Source organism: Dyella ginsengisoli LA-4 (assembly GCF_000334915.1).
Classification (GTDB): Bacteria; Pseudomonadota; Gammaproteobacteria; order Xanthomonadales; family Rhodanobacteraceae; genus Dyella_A; species Dyella_A ginsengisoli_A.
Map to the genome: position 1 here is coordinate 22,750 of NZ_AMSF01000075.1, position 23,137 is coordinate 45,886.

A 23,137-nucleotide genomic window follows, 5' to 3' on the forward strand; every position below is an offset into this window, starting at 1 on the left:
TATTTCTCTTCCGATCCGGCTTACTGCAGCTTGTCGCTGAGGATGCGCGGCGTCACGAAGATCAGCAGCTCCGCCTTGTCGTTCTGCCGCGAAGTCTTGCGGAACAGCATGCCGATGCCGGGGATGTCGCCGAGGCCGGGCACCTTGGTCACGGTGTTCTGCTTGGTGATCTCGTAGATGCCACCCAGCACCACCGTCTGACCGTTGTCGACCAGCACCGAGGTGTTGAGCTCGCGCGTATCGATCTGCGGCACCTGGCCACTGCCCGGGGCGTCGATGAACTTCGCCAGCGCATCCTTCTTGACGTTGATCTTCAGGTACACGCGGTTGTCGGCGGTGATCGTCGGGGTGACCTTCAGCTCCAGCACGGCGTCCTTGAACTGCACGGTGGCGGTGCCGCTGCCGGCCGCGCCGGTGGCGCTGTTCTGATAGGTCACGTAGCCGATCTGCTGGCCCTGGCGGATGACCGCCTCCTGCTGGTTGGCAGTGATCACGCGCGGACTGGAGATCACCTCGCCACGCCCCTCGGTCTGTGCCGCGGAGAGCTCGAGATCGAGCGCATAGTTCGCACCCAGGATCGCCAGGCCGAGGCTGCCGCCAGGCGTGGTGGTGGGCAGGTTCACGTTGAGACCACCGGACCCCAGCGAAGCCGGCGCGCCGTTGCTGCCGATATTCGTTCCCAGTGCACCACCCAGCTGCAGCACCTGGCCGCTCGGATTGGTCTGGGAACCGTTGATGCCGAACTTGGCACCCAGCTCCCGGGTGAACTGGTCGGTCGCCACCACGATGCGCGACTCGATCAGCACCTGCTGGACCGGGCGATCGAGCACGGCCACGAGCGCGCGGATCTCCTTGATCTTCTCCGGTGTGTCACTGATCAGCAGGGTGTTGGTGCGGTTGTCGTACGAGACGCTGCCACGCGGCGAGAGGAATCCGCGACTGGCATTGGCGGATGCGCCGCCGCCACCGCCTGAACCTGTGCCCTGCTTGGCCTCGGTGGTGAGCAACTTGGCGATATCCGCCGCCTTGCCGTAGCTGATCGGAATGTAGTCGGTCACCAGCTCGGCGTTGTCCTCGGCCTTCATGCGGGCATCGGCCAGGTCCTGCTCGTACTTGGCCAGCTCCTGCTGCGGGGCGATCCAGATCACGTTGCCGTTGCGGCGCTTGTCCAGGCCCTTGGCGCGCAGCACCACGTCCAGCGCCTGATCCCAGGGCACATTCACCAGGCGCAGGGTCACGCTGCCGCCCACCGAGTCCGATGCCACCAGGTTGAGGCCGGAGATGTCGGCAAGCAGCTGCAATGCCGAGCGCACCGGGATGTCCTGGAAATTGAAGGTGACGCGGCTGCCGGTTTAGACCGGTTCCTGGCCTTTGGCCAGCTTGCCCGTGGCGGCCTCCTTCTTCTTCGGTGCGATTTCGACCACGTACTGGTCGCCCGACTGATAGGCCGACGTCTCGATGTTGCCCGACGTGCTGATCTCCATCTGCGCGCCATTGCTGGCCGCACGGGTCACGATGGCCTGCACCGGAGTCGCGAAATCCATCACGTCCAGACGCTGCGCCTGGCTGGGCGGCAGGTTCACGTGATCGAGATCGACGATGACCTTGTCCCCTTCGCGCCGCATGTTGGGGGTGGCGCCGGCTCCACTGAAGTTCACCAGCACGCGCCCCTCGCCATTGGGGCCGCGGCGGAAGTCGATATTGGATACCGCCGGGCCGCTGCTCGCCGAAGGCAGGCGCTTGGATGGATCGATGTTCGCCGCAGTCGTGGTGGTCTGGGCGTCAGTGCCGTTGTTGACCGTCAGAACCAGGCTGTTGCCGTCCACTCGGGTGGTGTAGCTCGAGGGGCGGATCAGGTCGACCACCACACGCGTGCGATCGCCCGCCGACACCGCGGAGATACCCGAAAGGGAACCCTTGCCGACATCCATATGCCTTGCTGCGGCATTCGTCGTGTCGACGAAGTCGACAGCGATGCGCGGAGGCGTGTCGGTGGTGAAGATTTTCGGCTCGGGCACCTGGCCCTGCTCGAAGTTGATGTGCAGTTCGATGCGGCCGCCAGGCAGCACGTTGTAGCTGATGTCTTTCAGCGTGGACGTGGCAGCCAGGGTCGCCTGCGACCACAGGGATCCGGCGGCGAACAGGAGGGTCACCAGGTAGCGGCTCGCGTGGCGCATGATTCGGCCCTGAACAGGTGTGTTTTGGTTGCTCATTGCATCAGCCCCTGTGTTTCCTATTTCTCGCCGAGCGCGATGCTGGCCGGACGCTCCATCCAGCCACCATTACCGTTGGAGATCAGTTCGATCAGATCGACGTGGTCGTCGCTGATCGCCGTGATTCGGCCGTAGTTCTGGCCCATGTATTCGTTCTTGTGCACGCGGTGGATGACGCCACCCGGGTCCTTGATGAGGACCTCCATGCCAGCCCCCGTGCCGATCGTGCCCACCATCTTCAGGCTGTCGAGCGCAAACATCTCCAGCGGCTCTTTCGGACGGTTCTCGTCCGGTCGCGGGCCGGTGGATGCCGTGTTGGTGGATGGCTGAAGTTCGGCGGAGCTGGGACTGAAGGGATCACGATCCCCCTGGTCCTTGTACTCGAACGTTTCGAAGGTCCGGATCACCGGCAGAGGCTCGATCGGCGCGCCCTTCTTCTGCTTTTCCTTGGCGACCCAGGTCCGCAGATCAGACATGCCGCGCGTACACCCGGCCAGGGCGATGAGTGCGCCGCAAAGCGCAGCGATGCGTAGCCCACGACCGGGGTTCATGGCGAAAGACCGGCTCATTTCCGCCCCCTCTTGTTGCCCGCAGCATGCTTCTTCGCGTCGCCGGTCTCGTCGTCATCGAGGTAGCGATAGGTCTTCACCGTGCCCTGCAGCACGAGCTTGCCGCCGCCATCGGCCGAAGGATTGGCCGGCGTCAGCGAGACGTCATGCAGGGTCAGGATCACCACGCGCGGCAGCGAGGCGACGCCACTGATGAACGTACCGAACTGGTGATAGGTACCGCTCATCTTCAGCGCGATCGGCTTCTCGGCGTAGAAGTCCTTCGGCGTTTCTGCCCCGGGAACAAAGGAATCGACCTCCAGGCCCGCAGACAGCGCGGTCTGGGAGATGTCCACCAGCAGCTCCGGCATCTCGGTCTTGCTGGGCAGCTGGCGAAGCAGCTGCCGCAGCATGTCCTGCATCTCGTCGAGCTGCTGCTGCAGCGCTTCGAGATTCACGGCCTTGGCTTGCTTGGTCACGAATTCCTGCTTGAGGGATTCTTCCTTGTGCGCCAACGACTGCAGCTGATCCTGCTGATCGCTGATGTACAGGTACCAGCCCAGGAAGCCGATCAGGGCGAACAGCGCGACGGTGAAGAAAATCTTGACCGACTGGGGCCAGCCACCGATGTTGTTCTTGTCGAGGCTGCGCAGATCATCAAAGAGCTTCACGGCTTGGCCCCTCCCGTCGCCGGCTTGGCACCCGTCGATGCCGGGTTCCCCGCTGGCGTCTTGTCATCCGGCACAGCGACCGGCTGCCCCTCGTCCTTCGGTCGGCTCAACGTGACGTTCAGGCCGAATACGTAAGGCATCCGTACGTCCTTGTGCACGTTTTCGGTCTTGCGCAGATCGGCGTGTCCCATCCAGGGCGAAGCCTCGATGTTGCGCATGTACTCGGCGACGCTGGCGTTGGACTGGGCGACGCCGTCGAGCGACATCGAATCGCCGGTCTGCTTCAGGCCGGTGAGACGAGCGCTGGCCGGAATGGTCTTAACCAGCTCGTCGAACAAGTGGACCATCTGCGATCGGTTCGCCTGGAGCTGCTCGATGATCTGCTTGCGCGCCAGCAGGCGATCGCGGACCTTCTCCAGGTCCTTGATCTTGGCGATCTTCTCGTCCAGCTGGTGGATCTCGGTCTGCAGGTAGGCGTTGCGTTCGTTCTGGTTGTCGATCCGCAGGTCCATCCACCAGCCCCACAGGATCAGGCACAGCAGCGCAGCCACGAAGGCCGCACCCAGCTGCATGAAGAACTCGCGCTCGCGCTGCTTGCGGCGTTCGGCGCGCCACGGAAGGAGGTTGATATGTGCCATCAGTCGAAGCTCCTCAGCGCCAGGCCGACCGCAATCATCAGCGCCGGGGCATCCTGGGCCAGGGCCTGGGCCTGCACGCGCGAGGACAGCGACATGCGTGCCAGCGGATTGGCCACCACGCAGGAGATGCCCAGCTGTTCCTCCAGCATCGGGCCGAGGCCCTCGATGGAGGCACACCCGCCAGCGAGAACCACCTGGTCCACCTTGCTGTACTCGCTGCCGGCGAAGAAGAACTGGAGCAGGCGGCTGATCTGCTGGATCAGCGACTCCTTGAACGGCTCCAGTGCCTCGGTCTCGTACGATTCCGGCAGGCCGCCCTTGCGCTTGGCCCGACCGGCTTCCTCGTAGGAGAGCCCGTAGCGACGCATGATCTCGTCGGTCAGTTGCTTGCCGCCGAATACCTGCTCGCGTGAGTAGATGGTGCGCTGGTTGCGCAGCACGGAGAGCGTGGTCATGGTGGCGCCGATGTCGACCACGGCGACCAGGGCATCGCGCCCTACATTCAACTGGTCAGCCAGCATCGCAAAGGCGTTTTCCAGCGCGAAGGCCTCGACGTCGATCACCTTGGCGCTCAGGCCGCCGAGATCGAGCGCTGCCACGCGCATGTCCACGTTCTCGGTGCGCGACGCGGCGAGCAGGATGTTGTTCATGTCCGGGTTGTCGCGCACCGGTCCCAGCACCTCGAAATCGAGGCTTACTTCCTCGATCGGGTAGGGGATGTACTGGTTCGCCTCCACCTGGATCTGACCTTCCAGATCGTCCTCGGAGAGTTCCGCGGACATCGGGATGACCCGGGTGATCACGGCCGAGCCGGCTACGGCAGCGCAAGCGTGCTTGAGCTTGGAACCGGAGCGGGCGAGCGCCCGCCGGATCGCCTCGCCGACGGCCTCGACCTCGACGATGTTCTTCTCGACGACGGCATTCGGGGGCAACGGCTCCACCGCGTAGTGCTCCACGCGGTAACGCCCTCCGGTCTGGCTGAGCTGCAGCAGCTTGACGGCAGTCGAACTGATGTCGACGCCGATCAGCGGCGGCTTCTTGGGTGTGAAAAGACCCACGGTTTGTCCCCCTTACCCCTAGCGCTCCGAGCCGGAATCCGGCGGCTGCGCGCTGGCATTAAATCCAAAAATTAACGCAATAGCAACGGTATACGGCCACTTTCTCGACTCAGTGGCGTGATGGGTCACACATTTGAGTCATTGGAGTTCGATTGGCGCAGGTTCCTGCGGAAGCCCGCCGGCCGTGTGGTGGATACTGCTACATCTATACTCTGGCACGTTTTGACTCAGGTCTCGCTACCCCAATACTCATGCGAATTTTCAAGCGTTTGCTCCGCTGGGCACTGATCCTGGCCTTCTCGGGACTGCTGCTCGGCGTAGCCGCACTCGGCGTCGCCTACTGGCTGATCGCCCCCCGCCTTCCCAACGTCGACCAGCTCAAGGATTACCGCATGCAGGTCCCGCTCCGTGTGGAGAGCGCGGACGGCAAGTTGATCGCGACCTTCGGCGAGACCCGGCGCATCCCGGTGGACATCGCCCACGTCCCGGACCGCCTCAAGCACGCGGTGCTGTCGGCCGAGGATGCCGACTTCTACAGCCACCCCGGCTTCGATTGGCACGGCATCGCGCGCGCCGCCTGGCACGTGATCATCTCCGGCGGTGAAAAGGGCTCCGGTGGCTCGACCATCACCCAGCAGGTGGCGCGCAACTTCTTCCTCAGCCCGGAGAAGCTCTACTCGCGCAAGCTGATCGAGATCTTCATCGCCGTGCGGATGGAGAACGAGCTGACCAAGGACCAGATCCTCGAGCTCTACCTCAACAAGATGTTCCTCGGTCATCGCGCCTACGGCGTGGCAGCAGCCGCGGAGTACTACTACGGCAAGACGCTCGACCAGCTCACCATCGCCGAGTGCGCCACCATCGCCTCGACGTTCCAGCTGCCGTCGGCGGTGAACCCGATCAACAGCCCGACCCGCATGCTGGCGCGCCGCAACTGGGTGCTGGGGCAGATGCTCGAGCACCGCTATATCAGCAAGCAGGAATACGAGCAGGCGATCAGGGAGCCGAACAACGCCTACCCGCACGAGCAACCGATCGAGGTCGAGGCACCGTACCTTGCCGAGATGGTGCGCCGGCAGGTGCTCGACCGGCTCGGCAACGATGCACTGACCGACGGCTACGTGGTCAAGACCACCCTCGACAGCCAGCGCCAGACCGAGGCCGTACAGGCGCTGCGCGACGGACTGGTGGCCTACGACCGCCGCCACGGCTGGCGCGGTCCCGAGGCCCACACCGACCTGCCGGCGAACGCCGGCACCAAGGAGTTCGACGACGCGCTGGCCAGCTACTCGAGCGTGTCGGGCATGTTGCCCGGCGTGGTCACCGCGGTGACGCCGCAGCAGGCGACGGTCTACCTCTCCTCCCGTGAGAGCGCCACGCTGGACCTGGCCGCCGTGTCCTGGGCGCGCCCCTACGTCAGCGACACCCGCACGGGAGCCACCCCGAAGGCGGTGGACACCGTGCTCAAGCGCGGCGACATCATCCGGCTCGCCCGCAACGACAAGGGGGAATGGGAGCTGGCGCAGGTCCCGAAGGTGCAGGGCGCGCTGGCGTCGGTGAGCCCGGAGGACGGCGCGATCGAAGCGCTGGTCGGCGGCTTCAACTTCGCCCGCAGCAAGTTCAACCGTGCCGTGATGGCCGCCCGTCAGCCCGGCTCCAGCTTCAAGCCCTACATCTATTCGGCCGCCTTCGAGCGCGGCTTCACCCCGGCGTCCATCGTCAACGACGCACCGCTGGCCCTGCCCGACCCGTCCAAGCCGGGCGGACTGTGGACCCCGGCCAACGACGACAACAAGTTCGACGGACCGATCCGCCTGCGCCAGGCGCTGGTGGAGTCGAAGAACCTGGTCTCGGTGCGCCTGCTTGACGCCATCGGCGTGAGCTTCGCCCGCGAGTACGCCACGCGCTTCGGCTTCTCGCTGGACGCCCTGCCCGCCAACCTGTCCATGGCGCTGGGTACCGCATCGGTCTCGCCGATGGACATGGCGCGCGGCTATTCGGTGTTCGCCAACGGCGGCTATCTGGTGAAGCCGTATTTCATCAAGGAGATCGACGACCGCGACGGCAAGCCGGTGTACCTGGCCAATCCCGCGCGCGCCTGCCGCTCGTGCCAGGAACGGCTGCTCAACCCGCCGCCGCCGGGCCCGCCGCCGGTGGAGAAGAGCGTCGCCCCGGCCACCTCGCCCGCCACCTCGACGTCGGCACCGGCGGGCGCCGCCAGCCTCGCCGATGTCGGCGACACCGTGCTGCCGGAGGACACCCATGGCGACGCCAAGGCCCCGCCAGTGCTGGCACCGCACGTGATCGACATCCGCAACGACTACCTGATCACCTCGCTGATGAAGGACGTGATCCTGCATGGCACCGGCGCGGCCGCCCGGGCACTCAATCGGCCCGACCTCGCCGGCAAGACCGGCACCACCAACGATCATCGCGATGCCTGGTTCGTCGGCTTCAATGGCGACCTGTCGACGGCGGTATGGGTCGGCTTCGACGACTTCACCTCGCTGGGGCGCGCCAACGGCGTGGCCGAGTTCGGCGCCCAGGCGGCCCTGCCGATCTGGATGCAGTACATGGGTGCAGCGCTGAAGGGCCTGCCGGAGAACTCGCTGCCGATGCCGCCCGGCATCAGCACGATCACCATCGACCGCACCACCGGCCTGCCGGCACCACCGGGCGACACCGACACCATGCCCGAGGTCTTCAAGGTCGAGGACCTGGACAAGCTGCGCAGCCAGGCGGCGCAGCAGCAGCAGGACAAGGACAAGAAGCACGCCTACGACATTTTCTGACCCAGCAGGTAGGATCGATACCGCGACCGCCGCCCGGCCCAGGGCGGCGGCCACCGAGGAAGGAGCGAGACATGGCCCGAGGCGAGCATCACCGCATCCACGCCCATGACCGCCTGCAGCGCAACCGGCTGCGCGTCGCCCAGGAGGCTGCCCGGCTGATGAGCGAGCACGGCATCCGCGATTTCCACCACGCCAAGCTGAAGGCCTCCGAGCGGCTCGGCATCCTGGATGCGCAGAGCCTGCCCCGCAACGACGAGATCGAGCGCGCGCTGCGCGAACACCAGCGGATCTTCCAGGCCGACAGCCAACCGCAGCATCTGCGACGCTGCCGCGAGGCCGCGGTGGAGGCGATGCGCTTCCTCGATGACTTCCAGCCGCGCCTGGTAGGCGCCGTGCTGGAGGGAACCGCCGACGCACACTCGGCGATCTGCCTGCATCTTTTCAGCGATGATCCCGAGGCGGTGCTGCGCTTCCTGCATGGGCGCGGCGTACCGTACGAAACCCAGACCCGGCGACTGCGTACCAGCCGCGACGACACGGCCGAGTTCCCGGTGGCGCTGTTTTCCGCCGACGGCCTGCCCTTCGACCTGACGGTGCTTCCGGTGGATGCGCTGCGCCAGGCACCGGTCGATCGCATCGACGAGCGGCCGATGCGCCGTGCGGGGCTGGCCGCGGTGGAGCAACTGCTGCACGAGCAGGACGAGGAAGATGCCCTCGAGCGCAAGCTCGCCGCACTGCGCTGAAAAGCAAAACGCCCCGGTCAGCCCGGGGCGTTCTTCCTGAGGCGGCCCATCCGGCGCGACGCCGGACGGAAGCCTCGATCAGCGCTTGTCGGCAGGCACGAAGTCGCGCGGCACCGAGCCGGTGTAGACCTGGCGCGGACGACCGATGCGCGACCCCGGGGTCTCGTGCTGCTCGATCCAGTGCGCGATCCAGCCGGCCGTGCGGGCGATGGCGAACATCACGGTGAACATCTCGGTCGGGATGCCCAGCGCCTTGTAGATGATGCCGGAGTAGAAGTCGACGTTCGGATACAGCTTGCGCTCGACGAAGTACTCGTCCTTCAGCGCGGCTTCTTCCAGCTTCATCGCCACGTCGAGCAGCGGGTCGTTGACGCCCAGTTCGCCCAGCACCTTGTGGCACATCTCGCGGATGATCTTCGCGCGCGGGTCGAAGTTCTTGTACACGCGGTGGCCGAAGCCCATCAGGCGGAAGCTGTCGTTCTTGTCCTTGGCGCGCTTGACCGCGGTCTCGACCTTGTCCGGCGTGCCGATCTCCTCGAGCATCTTCAGCACCGCCTCGTTGGCGCCGCCGTGCGCCGGGCCCCACAGCGCGGTGATGCCGGCGGCGATCGAGGCGTACGGGTTGGCGCCGGTCGAACCGACCAGGCGGACGGTCGAGGTGGAGGCGTTCTGCTCGTGGTCGGCGTGCAGGATGAACAGCAGGTCCAGCGCCTTGGCGGCCACCGGGTTGAGCTGGAGCGGCTCGCTCGGTACCTCGAACATCATGTGCAGGAAGCGCGTGACGTACTCGAGATTGTTGCGCGGATAGCGCATCGGCCAACCGATCGAATAACGATAAGCCGCGGCGGCGATGGTCGGCATCTTGGCGATCAGGCGGATCGCGGCGAGCTTGCGGTCTTCCGGGTTATCGACGTCGAGATCGTCGTGATAGAAGGCCGACAGCGAGGCGATCGAGGCGGCCAGCATCGCCATCGGGTGCGCGTTGTGGTGGAAGCCCTGGAAGAAGTTCTTCAGCGACTCGTGCATCATCGTGTGATGCGTGATCTGGTGCTCGAAGCTGGCGAACTCGGCCTGCTTGGGCAGCTCGCCATTGAGCAGCAGATAGGCCACCTCGAGGAAGCTGGACTTCTCGGCCAGCTGCTCGATCGGGTAACCGCGGTACAGCAGCACGCCCTGGTCGCCGTCGATGTAGGTGATCGCGCTCTTGGTGGCAGCGGTGCTGCCGAAACCCGGGTCGTACGTGAAGTGGCCGGTGTCCTTGTACAGCGTGCCGAGGTCGATGCACGACGGACCCAGCGTGCCGCTCACCAGGGGCAGCTCGCTGCTGCGGTTGTTCGACTCGTCGGTCAGCTTGACGATCTTGGACTCGGACACGGAAACCTCCTTCACGTATGTCACCGCCGCAGGCGGCCACGGGCGCGGCACCGGCTGGCGAGGGAATCGGGACAGCGCCGGCTGGGGAAGACCAACGCTGCGACGGGCATCGGAGCGCCCGGGCCCGCAATTATCGCACAACCTCCCCGCGGACATGCGTCAGCGGATGGTCGAATGGCGGCCACGAAAAAAACACAGGGCAGGCGCGGAGCCTGCCCTGTGCTCGGTTTCTTGCAACGGCGGGCCATGGATCGGCCCGCGCAGAAGTCTTACTTCTGCGCGTAACGACGACGGAAGCGGTCGACGCGACCACCCTGGTCGATGGTCTTCTGCTTGCCGGTGTAGAACGGGTGCGAATGGCTGGAGATATCCACCTTGACCAGCGGGTACTCGTTGCCATCCTCCCACTTGACGGTTTCCTTCGCTGCAATCGTCGAGCGCGTCAGGAACGCGAAATCGGACGACAGGTCCTGGAACACCACGGGGCGGTAGTTCGGATGGATATCGGGCTTCATGACAGGCTCAAAGCTGCGGGTGAAAAGAGCGGCATTTTACTCAGCCGGGAACCGCCAGGTCAACCTTGGGCGCCGAGCGCCCTGCGCACCATCGCCGCGAAGCGCCCGGCATCGATCTCCAGCACGATGTTCGCATTGGCCGGCCGCTTGAGCCGCCCGGCCCAGTCCACCACGGTGGCGCCGCGGGTCAGGCGGCCATCGAGCTCCACCGCGACGTGACGCCGCTCGCTGCGGACGACGATGGACGGATCGATCGCCACCGCCATGGCCAGCGCGTCCGCAGCGATCACGCCGCTGCGGTCGTGCGTGCGATTGAACGCGCGGGCGGTACCGAATACCTGACCGAAGAACCGCGCGCGCTCGTCACCAGCGGCCAGCCAGCGATCGAACTCGGCATCGTCGAAGGCGTAACGGAGGGTCGCCTCCCAGTCCACCAGATCGAACTCCGGGAAGGCTTCGAACACCACATGGGCCGCCTCCGGATCGAAGCCGACGTTGAACTCGGCCGGCACCTTGCCGGTATTGCCGTGGCCGGTGACCGCCCCCCCCATCACCACCAGGCGCTTCACCCGATCGGGAAGCGTCGGATCCAGTCTCAGAGCCAGCGCCACGTTGGTCAGCGGGGCGAGCGCCACCACGGTGAGCTCGCCCGGCCGCTCGCGGGTCAGGCGCAGCAGTGCCAGCGCGGCGGCCTCGTCCTCCACCCCCGCCTGCGGCTCGGCAAAGCCGACGTCGCCGAACCCGTCGCTTCCATGGACGAAGGCGGCATCCTCCTCCGGCCGACGCACCAGCGGACTGGGGCAACCGGCGAACACAGGGGTACGGGCACCGACCAGATCGACCAGGGTTCGCGCGTTGCGCACGGTGTGGCCCAGTCCCACGTTGCCGGCAGCGACGCTCAACCCCGCAACGTCGGCATGGGCATGCGCCATCAGGATCGCCAGTGCGTCGTCGACGCCCGGATCGGTATCAATCAGCAGGTGCGGTTTACTCATGGTCCTTCACGTGGGTCGGTTCGAGCCGCCTAGCTTACGCGTGCCAAGGGAGACCGGACAACGCGAGCCGGGTCAGGCATGGGCGTAGCGCGCGGCGCCGCCGACCCAGCGCTCGATCAGCCGCTCGGCCGACTGCGGATGCTCGCGCAGCATGACCTCGCCGACCGACTGGACCGCGGCGAGCAGATGCGCATCGCGTGTGAGGTCGGCGATGCGGAAGGCGAGCTGACCGGTCTGGCGCGTACCGAGCACCTCGCCAGGGCCGCGCAGTTCCAGATCCTTTTCGGCGATGCGGAAGCCGTCGTTGGTGTCGCGCATCACCTGCAGGCGCTCCTGCGCCAGCGCACCGATCGGCGGCTGGTACAGCAGCACGCAGTTGGAGGCCACTGCGCCCCGACCGACCCGGCCGCGCAGCTGGTGCAACTGGGCCAGGCCCAGCCGCTCGCTGTTCTCGATCACCATCAGGCTGGCGTTGGGCACATCGACCCCGACCTCGATCACCGTGGTGGCCACCAGCACAGCCAGATCGCCAGCCTTGAACGCATCCATCACCGCCTGCTTGTCCTTCGGCTTCATGCGGCCGTGGATCAGTCCGACCTGCCGGTCCGGCAACGCGGCCACCAGTTCAGCGTGTGCCACCTCGGCGGCCTGCGCCCGCAGCTGTTCGGACTCCTCGATCAGCGTGCAGACCCAGTAGACCTGGCGCCCCTCGCGACAGGCATGGGCGATGCGCTCGATCACCTCGCCGCGGCGCGCGTTGGAGATCGCCACCGTCTGCACCGGCGTGCGCCCCGGCGGCAGCTCGTCGATGGACGAGACGTCCAGGTCGGCGTAGGCGCTCATCGCCAGCGTGCGCGGGATCGGCGTGGCGGTCAGCACGAGCTGGTGCGGCACCTGCTCACCCTCCAGCCCCTTGTCGCGCAGCGCCAGGCGCTGGTGCACGCCGAAGCGGTGCTGCTCGTCGACGATCACCAGCCCCAGCCGCCCGAACACCACACCCTCCTGCATCAGCGCATGGGTACCGACCACCACCGCCGCCCCCTCGGCGACGCGGGCGAGCGTCTTCTGCCGGGCCTTGCCCTGCACCTTGCCGGCCAGCCACTCCACCGCGATGCCGAGCGGCTCCAGCCACTGCCGGAAGTTGCGCAGGTGCTGCTCGGCGAGCAGTTCGGTGGGCGCCATCAACGCGACCTGGTAGCCCGACTCCACCGCGGCCAGCGCAGCCAGCGCCGCCACCACGGTCTTGCCGGAGCCGACGTCACCCTGCACCAGCCGCAGCATCGGCCTGGCCCGGGCCAGGTCCGCCGCGACCTCGCGCGCCACGCGCTGCTGCGCACCGGTCGGACGGAACGGCAGCGCGGCAAGGAAGCGCGCAACCAGCGCCCCGCCGCCACCCAGCGCCGGGGCGCGTCGCCTGCGCACGGCCGCACGCAGGCGCTTGAGGCTGAGATGCTGGGTCAGCAGCTCCTCGAAGGCCAGCCGCTGCTGCGAGGGATGGTGGCCGAGGGTGAGCTGGCCGAGATGGGCGTCTGCCGGCGGCCGGTGCACGTACAGCAGCGCCTCGCGCAGCGAGGTCAGGCCGTGCTCGGCGCACAGCGCCGGCGGGATCAGTTCCAGCGCCTCGTCGCCGGGCAGCAGCGCCAGCGCCTTGCCGACCACCCCGGCCAGTCGCCGCGTGCCCAGGCCCTCGGTGGTGGGATAGATCGGGTCGAGCAGCTCGTCGAGCACCAGCGGCGCGTTGCCGGCCAGCCGCTCGTACTGTGGATGCACCATCTCCAGCCCCTGCGGTCCGAGGCGCACCTCGCCGTAGCAGAGCAGGCGCGTGCCCGGCTTGAGCAGGTCGGCCTGCGCGCGATGGAAATGGAAGAAGCGCAGCAGCAGGCTCTGCCGGGTGCTGTCGCTCACCACGACCTTGAGCTGGGGGCGGTAGCGGAAACCGCGCTCCACCGCCTCCACCACCGCGTCGACCTGCACACGGTCGCCCGGGCGCAGGTCGGCGATGGGCGTCACCCGGGTGCGGTCCTCGTAGCGCAACGGCAGGTGGAACCAGAGGTCCTGCACCCGCTCCAGGCCCAGTCGCGCCAACGACTCGGCCAGCGCAGGACCGACGCCGGGCAGCGTGGTGACCGGACGCAGCCCGGGGGGCTCGTCGGCGGGAGCGGGAGTCGATCGGGAACGGGCAGCCATCCCGCCAAGCCTAGCCGAGGCGGCGGCCCCGCCGCACCGGCGCAGGAGCGCACCGGCGTGGGTGGTGGCCGCGGCGACGGATCAGTCGAGCACCATCACCGCGTCGACTTCGACCTGGGCCTCCTTCGGCAGCGCCGAGACCTCGATCGTCGAACGCGCGGGATACGGCGCCTCGAAATACTCGGCCATCACCGCATTGACCTCGCCGAAATGCGCCAGATCGGTGACGTAGATGCCCACGCGCACGATCTGCGCCAGCGAGCCGCCGGCCGCAGCCGCCACGGCCGCAAGGTTGTCGAACACGCGACGGGTCTGCGCGCGGATGTCGCCCTGCACCAGCGCGCCGGTCGCCGGATCCAGCGGGATCTGCCCGGAGAAATACACCGTGTTTCCGGCGCGCACGGCCTGCGAATAGGGGCCGATGGCGGCGGGCGCCTGGTCGGTGGCGATGATGCTGCGGGACATGGGACACCTCGGGTTCGGGGGAAGGATCGCGGAGCGCCGCATCGTGCGACGGCCGGCCGGTCCGAGGCAAGCGCCGGTCAGAGCGGGTAGCGGTGCGCCGCGCTGACCACGCCGGTACGCCGCACACGGCGAATCACCTCGGCCAGGTGGCGGCGGCTCTTCACTTCCATGGTGAACAGCAGCGTGGCGGCCGCCGCGTCGCGCTCGACATATTCCACGTTCTCGATGTTGGAATCGGCGTCCGCGATCGCCGAGGCCACCGTGGCCAGCACGCCGGGGCGATTGATGACCTCGATGCGCAGCTCGGCACGGTAGTCGCCCTGCACGTCGCGGTCCCATTCGATCGACACGCGACGCTCCGGCTGCTTGCGCAGCTCGGCCACGTTCGGGCACTCCTCACGGTGCACCACGATGCCCTTGCCGGCGGAGAGGTAGCCGACGATGTCGTCGCCGGGCAACGGATGACAGCAGTTGGCGAAGCTCAGCACGCCGCGTTCGGCGCCGGTGATGCGGATCTTCTCGCTGCTCGGTGCCGCCGTCGCCACGGCGCGGGACGCTTTCTTGCCCCGCGCCGCCACCAGCTGCGCGGCGACCACGTCCGGCATCCGGTTGCCCAGCGCGATGTCGGCCAGCAGCTCCTCCAGCCGATGCAGCTTTGCATCGGCGAGGAAGCGGTCGAGCACGGCCGGCGCGATGCCATCGAGGCTGGAGCCGAGCGCATCGAGCGCACGGTCGAGCATGCGATGGCCGAAATCGACCGCGTCCTCGTGCTGCAGATGCTTGAGGAACTGGCGGATCGCCGTGCGCGCCTTGCCGGTGACCACCGACTCCAGCCAGGCCGGGTTCGGCACCGCCGACGGCGCGGTGATGATCTCCACCAGCTGCCCGGACTCCAGCCGCGTGCGCAGCGGCACCAGCTTCTTGTCCACGCGCGCGGCCACCGCATGGTGGCCGACGTCGGTGTGCACGGCGTAGGCGAAGTCCAGCGCGGTGGCGTTGCGCGGCAGCGAGAGGATGTCGCCGCGCGGCGTGAACAGGTAGACCTCGTCCGGGAACAGGTCGATCTTGACGTTCTCGATGAACTCGCTCGACGAGGCGGTGTTGGCCTGGCTGTCGGCCAGAGCGGACAGCCACTCGCGCGCCCGCGCCTGTGCGCTGTTGGCCGGGCCGGAGTCGGTCTTGTAGGCCCAGTGGGCGGCGACGCCCCGCTCGGCCACCGAATCCATCTCGGCGGTGCGGATCTGCACCTCGATCGGCGCACCGAACGGCCCCAGCAGTACCGTGTGCAGCGACTGGTAGCCGTTGGCCTTCGGAATCGCGATGAAATCCTTGAAGCGGCGGTCCACCGGCTTGTACAGCGTGTGCACCGCGCCCAGCGCCATGTAGCAGCGCATCGCGGTATCGACCACCACGCGGAAGCCATAGACATCCATCAGCTGGGCGAACGTCTTGTGCTCGCTGCGCATCTTCGAATAGATGCTCCACGGCGACTTGATGCGCCCGACCACGCGGGCCTCGATGTGCTCGGAGGCAAGGCGCTGGGTAAGCGCCGCCTCGATCTTGCCCATCGCCTCGCGCCGGTTGCCCAGCGCCGCGCGGATGCGCTCGCTGATCACCCGGTAGCGGTCCGGATGAAGGCCACGGAAACCCAGGTCCTGCAGCTCGGCCTTGAACTTGTTCATGCCCAGCCGCTGCGCGATGGGCGCGTAGATCTCCAGCGTCTCGCGCGAGATGCGGCGGCGCGAGGAGGTGTCCTTCGCACCCAGCGTGCGCATGTTGTGCAGACGGTCGGCCAGCTTGATCAGGATCACCCGGATGTCGCGGGCCATCGCCAGGAGCATCTTGCGGAAGCTCTCCGCATCGGCCTCCTGGCGGCTGCCGAACTTCATCTTGTCCAGCTTGGTGACGCCATCGACCAGCTCGGCCACGGTCTCGCCGAACTCGCCCGCCAGCTCGACGCGGCTCAGTTGGGTGTCTTCCAGCGTGTCGTGCAGGATCGCGGCGATGATGGTCTCGGCGTCCAGGCCCAGCTCGGCCAGGATGCCGGCCACGGCGACCGGATGGGTGATGTAGGGCTCGCCACTCTTGCGCGCCTGCCCCGCATGCGCATGAGCACCGACGCGGAAGGCGCGAACGACACGCTCGACCTGGTCTTCAGGGAGGTAGGCGAGGCGGTCTTTGAGTGCCAGGACGTAGTCCGGCAACGCCGCGTCCTGCGAAGGATCCGTCGCGGCGACGGGTGCGGGAATGCGCTGCCCGCTCAGACAGTCACCCCGCGCGGGGCGACCGGACGACAGCAGGCACCATCACGGAGATCGGCGGCTTCCGCCACCGATCCCGTGCAGCGCATGGTGCCGTCGGAGCACATGCTCAGTCGTCCCCGCCCTTGGAGAGATCGTCGTCCACCTCGGCCGCGGCCCACTCCAGCGCCTCGCGCTCGGCACGCTCGCGTTCGGCGCGGTCGATCTCGTCGATGGTGGCCTGGTCGATGCGGCGATCGGCAATCTCGCGCAGCGCAAGCACGGTAGGCTTGTCATGGTCCGGATTGACGGCCGGCTCGGCGCCCTTGGACAGCTGGCGGGCGCGCTTGGTCGCCATCAGCACCAGCTCGAAACGGTTGTCGACCACCTCAAGGCAGTCTTCCACGGTAATGCGTGCCATGCGAAATCCTCAGGCGGTAAAGCAACTTGGAAGGTCGTTCAGTGTATCCAGCGTAGGCTTTGCTGGCAATGCGCCAACCCGTATCATGCCCGGTTGGTCTGCCGCCGGTTCAGGACGAAAGCGCGGCGAAACGCGTGCATATTATAAAACCGAGAAGTACACTTAATTTTCCCACGGCACCGCAACGGACTACTCACCGATGCCTTTTCCCCACATTCCTTCATGGCTGCGCCGGGTCGCTGCGCTCGGCCTGGTTTCGCTGCTCGCCGGCTGCGCCATCGCCAAGCCGCGCACCGACGACCCGCTCGAGAAGGTCAACCGCAAGGTCTATGCGTTCAACGACGCCGTGGACCAGGCGGTGATCCGTCCGGTCGCGGTGGGCTACCGCAAGATCACCAATCCACCGGTGCGCCGCTCGGTGAGCGACTTCTTCACCAACCTGCGGCAGCCGGTCACCGTGGCCAACGACCTGCTGCAGGCCCGCCCCAAGCAGGCGCTGCAGAGCACCGGGCGGTTCCTGGTCAACCTGACCCTGGGTATCGGCGGCCTGTTCGACCCGGCCAGCTCGCTCGGCCTGCCGCTGCAGCAGACCGATTTCGGCGTCACCCTGGCCCGCTGGGGCGTGCCGGAGGGCGACTACATCGTGCTGCCGTTCCTCGGCCCCTCCACGGTGCGCGACGTCTGGCAGGTGCCGGTGGATGGCTACTTCTTCGACCCGCTGACGATCTACGCCCGCAACCACAGCTATCACTACGGCCAGCAGTACATCCCGCAGCTGGTCTATCTGGTGAACCTGCGCTCGCGCGCCTTCGACGCGGAGGGATTCCTCAAGTCCGCGTACGATCCCTATGTGTTCGTGCGTGACGCCTATCGTCAACGCCGGCTGTACAAGATCTACGACGGCAACCCGCCGGCCAGCGTGATCGACCAGATGCAGGGGCTCGACCAGCAGGGCTTCGATCCCGACGAACTGCTGCAGGAGCAGCACCAGTGGGAGAACAAGCATCCGAAGCAGGCCGACCAGGGCGAGCAGCCCGGCAGCCACTGAGGTCATCCGCGACGGAAATGAAAAAGGCCCCGTACCGGGGCCTTTTTTGCAGGTCGCTACCGGCGACTCAGCCTGCCGCCAACAGCGACTCCACCTCGCACACCTGGGCCAGCCGCCGCATTCCGGCCGGCAGTCCCCGCACCCGCAACGACTGCCCCTGCTTCCCCGCCTCGGACAACACGGCCAGCACGCAGGCCAGGCCGGCGCTGTCGCTGCGCTCCACCGCGGAGAGGTCCAGCACCTGGGCAGGCGCCCGGGCCAGCCGCTCGCGCAGGGAACGCCAGGTGGCATTGGCCGTATCGAAGGTCAGCACGCCGCGGACGGCAAGCGTGCCATCCGCGCGGTCCTCGAGCTGGCAGCCGGCAGCCGTCACGGGGCCTTTGCCTTGCTGTCCTGTTCCATCGACTTCAGGGCGTCTTCGCCGCGCGTCTCCAGGTTGGTGATCAGCTTGTCGATGCCGACCTTGCGGATCTCCGCATCCACCTGGTTGCGGTAGTTGGTGATGTAGGAGATGCCCTCGATGATCACGTCGTAGGCCTTCCACTCACCGCTGCGGGTCTTGCGGAACGCGTAGTCGACGGCGACCTTCTTGCCATCCTCCAGCACTACCTGGGTGCGCACCACGGTGCGCTTGTTGTTGAGATCACCGTTGAACGGCAGCACCACCACCGCGCCCTTGGTGTAGTTCAGCAGGCCTTCCGCGTAGCGGTTGGTGATCGAGTTGTAGAACGCCTTGGCGAAGCGCTCGCGCTGCTCCGGCGTGGCCTCGCGCGCATGCTGGCCGAGCACCAGGATCGAGGCGTAGTCGATGTCGAAGTGCGGCAGGAAAATGTCATCGATCACGCCGATGAGCTTTTCCTTGTTGTTCTTCAGCTCGTCGCGGTGGCCGGCGATGGTGGTGTCCAGATCGTGCGCGATGGTCTGCACGACCTGCTCCGGGGTCTGCTGCGCGGACGCCGCCGGGGCGGGATCCTGCGCCAGCGCCGGAGTGGCGAGCGCGGCACCGAAGGTCAGGGCCAGGGCTAGGGCGATGGGACGCAACATGGGGAAACTCCAGGGGGAGGGATTTCGGGAAACCATCACTTGGCGTCGGACGACTTGCCGCCGCTCTTGTCGCCCGGCGAGCCGTTGACCAGGAACTTGCCGATCAGGTCCTCCAGCTGCATGGCGGACTGGGTGAGGATCATCTCGTCACCGTCCTTGAGCATGTCGGGGGAGCCGCCGGGCTGGATCGCAACGTACTGGCTGCCGATCAAACCGCTGGTGAACACCGCCGCCGAGGAATCGTCGGGAATCTGGTCGTACTTCTTGTCGATCGACAGGGTCACCAGCGCGTCCAGCTTGACCGGGTCGGCCTGTACCGACTTGACGCTGCCGATCGCCACGCCAGCCATCTTCACCGGGGCGCCGGGCGACAACGCGCCGACGTTGGTGAAACGGGCCTTCACTGCGTAGGTGCCACCCAGGTCGTCGGCAGCCGCACCGGCGCCGAAGAACTTGCCCAGCATCGCCTCGAGCGGCTCGGTGGACTTGCTCAGGGCAAGCCGGCTGCCATCCTTCACGTACTGCTTGGCGGTGCCGTACTGCAGGCCCACGTACTGGTCGCCCAGCAGGCCGCTGGTGTAGATCGTGGCGACCGAATCGACCGGGATCTGGCCGTACTTCCTGTCGATCGACAGGGTGACGTCCGCCACCTCCTTGCCGGGCTCCAGCGAGATCGACTCGACCTGGCCAACCCGCACGCCCGCCACCTTCACCGGCGCACGCTCCTTGAGCTGGCCGACGTTGGCGAACTGGGTGGTGACGTCGTAGCTGGGCCCCTGGCTGACGTTGGCCACCGAGGTGGTCTGCGTGGCCAGATAGGCCAGCGCGGCAAAGCCGAGCACGATGAACAGGCCGGTGCCGACGGCATAGGATTTTCGCTGGGTCACGGCACGATCCTCGAAGCGGAAGAGACGGAAGAAATCATGGAAGTCACATCAGGAAGGCGGTAAGCACGAAGTCCAGCGCCAGGATGGCGATGGACGAGGCAACCACGGTACGGGTGGTGGCGTAAGCCACGCCCTCGCTGGTCGGCGGGGTGGTGTAGCCCTGGAACACGGCGATCAGCGAGACCACGGCGCCGAACGCCACGCTCTTGTAGACGATGCCGTTGACCACGTCCTTCCAGACGTCGACGTTGGCGGTCATGTTCGACCAGAAGGTGCCGTTGTCGATACCCAGCCAGGTCACCCCGACCAGATGACCACCGAAGATGCCCAGCGCGCAGAACACGCTGCACAGCAACGGCATGGCGATCAGGCCGGCGAGGAAGCGTGGCGCCACGACGTAGGCGATCGGGTCCACCGCCATCATCTCCATCGCGGCGATCTGGTCGGTGGCGCGCATCAGGCCGATCTCGGCGGTGATCGAGGTGCCGGCGCGACCGGCGAACAGCAGCGCGGTGACCACCGGGCCCAGTTCGCGGTAGATCGCGATCGCCACCACCGTGCCGCTGGCCGCGGTGCCGCCGAAGATCGACAGCACGTAGTACAGCTGCAGGCCCAGCACCATACCCACGAACAGGCCGCAGGTCATGATGATGGTCAGGCTCATCGCGCCGACGAACCACAGCTGGCGCACGGTCTCGCGGACGTAGCGGAAGCTGCCCGGCACCGCCTTAAGGATGGTCAGCAGGAACAGGCCGCATTGACCGATCTGGGCCAGCGCCTCGGTCACCATGTTGCGTTGGGTCTGCGCGCTCATGCCTGGCTCCGCGGAAAGCCCAGCGACTGGGCGTAGTCGCCGGCCGGGTACTGGAACGGCACCGGGCCATCGGCCTCGCCACCGAAGAACTGCCGCGTCCACGGAGAGCCGTCGTCGGCGATCGTCTTCGGATCACCCTGCGCCACGACCTTGCCGTTGGCGATCAGGTAGACGTGGTCTGCGACCTGCTTGATCGCGTCCAGCTCGTGCGCCACCAGCACGCTGGTGATGCCGAGCGTGTCGTTGAGCGTGCGGATCAGCTTGAGCACCTGGTTCAGCGCGATCGGGTCCAGACCGACAAACGGCTCGTCGTAGAGGATCAGCATCGGGTCGAACACGATCGCCCGCGCCAGCGCCACACGCCGCGCCATGCCACCGGAGAGCTCGCTGGGCATCAGCGCCGCCGCGCCGCGCAAGCCGACCGCCTGCAGCTTCAGCAGCACCACGTTGCGGATCAGCTCTTCCGACAGATCGGTGTGCTGGCGCAGCGGGAAGGCGACGTTCTCGAACACGTCGAAGTCGGTCAACAACGCCGAGTTCTGGAACAGGTAGCCGATCTGTTCGCGCAGCTTGAACAGCTGGCTGCGCGACAGCTCGCCGACATCCTGTCCATCGACCAGCACCTGTCCGGCGTCGCCGGCCATCTGGCCGGTGATGTGCTTGAGCAGGGTGGTCTTGCCGGTGCCACTGGGCCCCATGATGGCGGTGATGCGGCCACGCGGGATGTCCATGTCCAGGGCATCGAAAATGGTCTTGCCGCTGAGCACCGTGGTCAGGCCGCGAACGCTTACCAGCGGCTCGGCATCGGTGGTCGGACGTAAGGGATCGGTCATCGGGAAGGGGCGCGACGAAAGAAGGACAAGGTAGCCGAAGCGGGCCTCCCGCGCCATTGCACGGAGGCCCGCGAGAGACCGCGGGATGCAACGCAAGTTTCTGCTGCCACGGGGAAAATCCCGCCGGGTCGCGAATCCGGCCTCAGGGAGCCAGCAAGGCCTCGATCAGGGCCTGGTGCCGCGCCCATTGCAGCGGGCTGCGCAGGCGTACCGCGTGCACGATCGCCTGCAGATCGTCCAGCGCATCCTCGAAGCGATCGTTGACCACGATGTAGTCGAACTCGTGCGCGTGGGCGATCTCCTCGCGGGAGTTGTGCAGGCGGCGCTCGATCACTTCCGGCGCATCCGACCCGCGCCCGCGCAACCGCCGCTCCAGCTCGGGCCGCGACGGCGGCAGGATGAACACGCTGACACAATCGGGCTTGGCCGCGCGGATCTGTCGGGCGCCCTGCCAGTCGATCTCCAGCAGCACGTCGCGCGACTGCGCCAGCAGGCCGTCGACCGTGGTGCGCGAGGTACCGTAGAGATTGCCGTGCACCTCGGCATGCTCGAGGAAGATGCCCTCGGCCACCTCGCGCTCGAACTCGGCGCGCTCGACGAAATAGTAGTGGCGGCCGTACTGCTCGCCGGGCCGCGGCGGCCGCGTGGTGTGCGAGACCGACAGCGAGATCGTGGGCTCGCGCTCCAGCAGCGCATTGACCAGGGTCGACTTGCCGGCCCCCGAGGGCGCCGCCACCACGAAGAGGGTTCCTGCCGCCGACGTGCTCATTCGATGTTCTGCACCTGTTCGCGCATCTGTTCGATCAACACCTTCAGTTCGACCGCCGCGTTGGTGCTGCGCGAGTCCACCGACTTGGAGCCCAGTGTGTTGGCCTCGCGGTTGAACTCCTGCATCAGGAAGTCCAGCCGGCGCCCCACCGGTTCGGCCAGTCCCAGCACGCGGCGCGCCTCGGCGATGTGGGTGGTGAGGCGGTCGAGCTCCTCGTCGACGTCGGCACGGGTGATCTGCAACACCAGTTCCTGCTCCAGCCGGCCCGGGTCGGCCGGCTGCTTGAGGTCGGCCAGCCGGCCCTCCAGCCGGGTGCGCAGCGCGGCGCGGATATCCGGCATCCAGCCGCGCACGTCGGCGACCACCCGTTCGATCGCGTCCAGCCGCTCGCGCAGCATGTCGGCGGTCTTGGCGCCTTCGCGCTCGCGGGTCGCCGCCAGGGCGTCCAGCGCGCGGTCCAGCACGGCGAACAGCGCCTCCTGCAACGCATCGTTGTCCACGTCGGCGCGGTCGAGCAGTCCCGGGAAACGCAGCAGTTCGGTGAACTCCACCTGCATCGTCGGAAAACGTGGCTGCAGCTCGCGGGCCAGCTCGGTCAGGCGGGCCAGCATGCCTTCGTTGAGCTGCAGCGCATCGTTGCGACCCTCGCCGCGCAGACGCACGGTGAGATCGAGCTTGCCGCGCGACAGCCGCGCCGCGACCCGCTCGCGCAGCAACGGCTCGAAGCCGCGCAACTCATCCGGCAGGCGGGGGCTGATTTCCAGGTAGCGGTGATTGACCGTGCGCAGCTCGCAGCTCAGCGCTCCGGTGGGGCCTGCCAGGTCAGCCGAGGCGTAGGCAGTCATGCTGCGGATCATGGGGGCCCTTGCGGAGATGCCGAGA

The 23,137-nt window shown here is 67.0% G+C and carries 21 protein-coding genes and 1 pseudogene; 3 read left to right on the forward strand and 19 right to left on the reverse strand.

Going from position 1 to position 23,137, the window contains the following annotated elements; all coding sequences use genetic code 11:
* Positions 1–20: 20 nt before the first annotated feature.
* From pilQ to C693_RS0116785, 5 genes and pseudogenes are all read right to left on the reverse strand, one after another.
* Positions 21–2,177: pseudogene (gene pilQ / locus C693_RS24505) on the reverse strand (type IV pilus secretin PilQ).
* Positions 2,178–2,233: 56 nt separating this feature from the next.
* Positions 2,234–2,782 carry a pilus assembly protein PilP gene (locus tag C693_RS0116770; protein WP_026107503.1) on the reverse strand — a complete coding sequence of 183 codons (549 nt, stop codon included), beginning with the start codon at positions 2,780–2,782 and terminating at the stop codon, positions 2,234–2,236.
* Positions 2,779–3,432 carry a type 4a pilus biogenesis protein PilO gene (locus C693_RS0116775; RefSeq protein ID WP_017463442.1) on the reverse strand — a complete coding sequence of 218 codons (654 nt, stop codon included), beginning with the start codon at positions 3,430–3,432 and terminating at the stop codon, positions 2,779–2,781. Before C693_RS0116775 ends, C693_RS0116770 begins: the two co-directional genes overlap by 4 nt.
* Positions 3,429–4,070, reverse strand: coding sequence for a PilN domain-containing protein (locus C693_RS22045; protein WP_017463443.1), 642 nt, complete (start codon positions 4,068–4,070; stop codon positions 3,429–3,431). Before C693_RS22045 ends, C693_RS0116775 begins: the two co-directional genes overlap by 4 nt.
* A complete protein-coding gene (locus tag C693_RS0116785; protein ID WP_017463444.1) occupies positions 4,070–5,128 on the reverse strand; it encodes a pilus assembly protein PilM in 1,059 nt (352 codons plus the stop codon). The genes C693_RS22045 and C693_RS0116785 overlap by 1 nt, the downstream gene beginning before the upstream one ends.
* A 251-nt stretch (positions 5,129–5,379) precedes the next feature.
* Between C693_RS0116785 and C693_RS0116790 the strand changes: the two genes are divergently transcribed.
* Both C693_RS0116790 and C693_RS0116795 read left to right on the forward strand, forming a co-directional pair.
* Positions 5,380–7,920: a penicillin-binding protein 1A gene (locus tag C693_RS0116790; RefSeq protein ID WP_017463445.1), complete on the forward strand. Its 2,541-nt coding sequence runs from the start codon at positions 5,380–5,382 to the stop codon at positions 7,918–7,920.
* A gap of 71 nt (positions 7,921–7,991) precedes the next feature.
* Positions 7,992–8,663 (forward strand): hypothetical protein, encoded by a 672-nt coding sequence (locus C693_RS0116795; RefSeq protein ID WP_017463446.1) that lies wholly within the window; start codon positions 7,992–7,994, stop codon positions 8,661–8,663.
* Between the two features lie 78 nt (positions 8,664–8,741).
* Here the strand turns inward: C693_RS0116795 and C693_RS0116800 are convergent, their stop codons facing one another.
* The 7 genes from C693_RS0116800 to rpoZ all read right to left on the reverse strand — a co-directional run bounded on the left by C693_RS0116800 (position 8,742) and on the right by rpoZ (position 16,860).
* Complete coding sequence (locus tag C693_RS0116800) at positions 8,742–10,037, reverse strand: citrate synthase (RefSeq protein WP_017463447.1); 1,296 nt, start codon at positions 10,035–10,037, stop codon at positions 8,742–8,744.
* Between the two features lie 269 nt (positions 10,038–10,306).
* Complete coding sequence (locus C693_RS0116805) at positions 10,307–10,552, reverse strand: type B 50S ribosomal protein L31 (protein ID WP_017463448.1); 246 nt, start codon at positions 10,550–10,552, stop codon at positions 10,307–10,309.
* Positions 10,553–10,611: 59 nt separating this feature from the next.
* A complete protein-coding gene (locus C693_RS0116810) occupies positions 10,612–11,547 on the reverse strand; it encodes a nucleoside hydrolase (RefSeq protein WP_017463449.1) in 936 nt (311 codons plus the stop codon).
* Between the two features lie 72 nt (positions 11,548–11,619).
* Entirely contained in the window at positions 11,620–13,734 is a 2,115-nt protein-coding gene (gene recG, locus C693_RS0116815) for an ATP-dependent DNA helicase RecG (protein WP_017463450.1), read from the reverse strand.
* Positions 13,735–13,815: 81 nt separating this feature from the next.
* Positions 13,816–14,199 (reverse strand): Rid family detoxifying hydrolase, encoded by a 384-nt coding sequence (locus C693_RS0116820; RefSeq protein ID WP_017463451.1) that lies wholly within the window; start codon positions 14,197–14,199, stop codon positions 13,816–13,818.
* Between the two features lie 77 nt (positions 14,200–14,276).
* Entirely contained in the window at positions 14,277–16,448 is a 2,172-nt protein-coding gene (locus C693_RS0116825) for a RelA/SpoT family protein (RefSeq protein WP_026107504.1), read from the reverse strand.
* A gap of 121 nt (positions 16,449–16,569) precedes the next feature.
* The gene (gene rpoZ, locus C693_RS0116830; protein WP_017463453.1) at positions 16,570–16,860 is read right to left on the reverse strand and encodes a DNA-directed RNA polymerase subunit omega; all 291 of its coding nucleotides are present in this window, start codon (positions 16,858–16,860) and stop codon (positions 16,570–16,572) included.
* A 199-nt stretch (positions 16,861–17,059) separates the two neighbouring features.
* Here rpoZ and C693_RS0116835 point away from each other — a divergent pair, with 199 nt between their 5' ends.
* Positions 17,060–17,908, forward strand: coding sequence for an MlaA family lipoprotein (locus tag C693_RS0116835; protein ID WP_017463454.1), 849 nt, complete (start codon positions 17,060–17,062; stop codon positions 17,906–17,908).
* A gap of 67 nt (positions 17,909–17,975) precedes the next feature.
* On the opposite strand, the gene C693_RS0116840 is transcribed toward C693_RS0116835, so the two are convergent.
* The 7 genes from C693_RS0116840 to C693_RS0116870 all read right to left on the reverse strand — a co-directional run bounded on the left by C693_RS0116840 (position 17,976) and on the right by C693_RS0116870 (position 23,112).
* Positions 17,976–18,281: an STAS domain-containing protein gene (locus tag C693_RS0116840; protein WP_017463455.1), complete on the reverse strand. Its 306-nt coding sequence runs from the start codon at positions 18,279–18,281 to the stop codon at positions 17,976–17,978.
* Entirely contained in the window at positions 18,278–18,952 is a 675-nt protein-coding gene (locus C693_RS0116845) for an MlaC/ttg2D family ABC transporter substrate-binding protein (RefSeq protein ID WP_017463456.1), read from the reverse strand. Before C693_RS0116845 ends, C693_RS0116840 begins: the two co-directional genes overlap by 4 nt.
* 35 nt (positions 18,953–18,987) lie before the next feature.
* Positions 18,988–19,839, reverse strand: a complete 852-nt coding sequence (mlaD, locus tag C693_RS0116850) for an outer membrane lipid asymmetry maintenance protein MlaD (protein ID WP_017463457.1) — start codon at positions 19,837–19,839, stop codon at positions 18,988–18,990.
* 43 nt (positions 19,840–19,882) lie between these two features.
* Positions 19,883–20,653, reverse strand: a complete 771-nt coding sequence (mlaE, locus tag C693_RS0116855) for a lipid asymmetry maintenance ABC transporter permease subunit MlaE (RefSeq protein ID WP_017463458.1) — start codon at positions 20,651–20,653, stop codon at positions 19,883–19,885.
* Positions 20,650–21,486 (reverse strand): ABC transporter ATP-binding protein, encoded by an 837-nt coding sequence (locus C693_RS0116860; protein ID WP_026107505.1) that lies wholly within the window; start codon positions 21,484–21,486, stop codon positions 20,650–20,652. The genes mlaE and C693_RS0116860 overlap by 4 nt, the downstream gene beginning before the upstream one ends.
* A gap of 142 nt (positions 21,487–21,628) precedes the next feature.
* Positions 21,629–22,255 carry a guanylate kinase gene (gene gmk / locus C693_RS0116865; protein WP_017463460.1) on the reverse strand — a complete coding sequence of 209 codons (627 nt, stop codon included), beginning with the start codon at positions 22,253–22,255 and terminating at the stop codon, positions 21,629–21,631.
* Complete coding sequence (locus C693_RS0116870) at positions 22,252–23,112, reverse strand: YicC/YloC family endoribonuclease (protein WP_026107506.1); 861 nt, start codon at positions 23,110–23,112, stop codon at positions 22,252–22,254. Before C693_RS0116870 ends, gmk begins: the two co-directional genes overlap by 4 nt.
* Positions 23,113–23,137 lie beyond the last annotated feature (25 nt).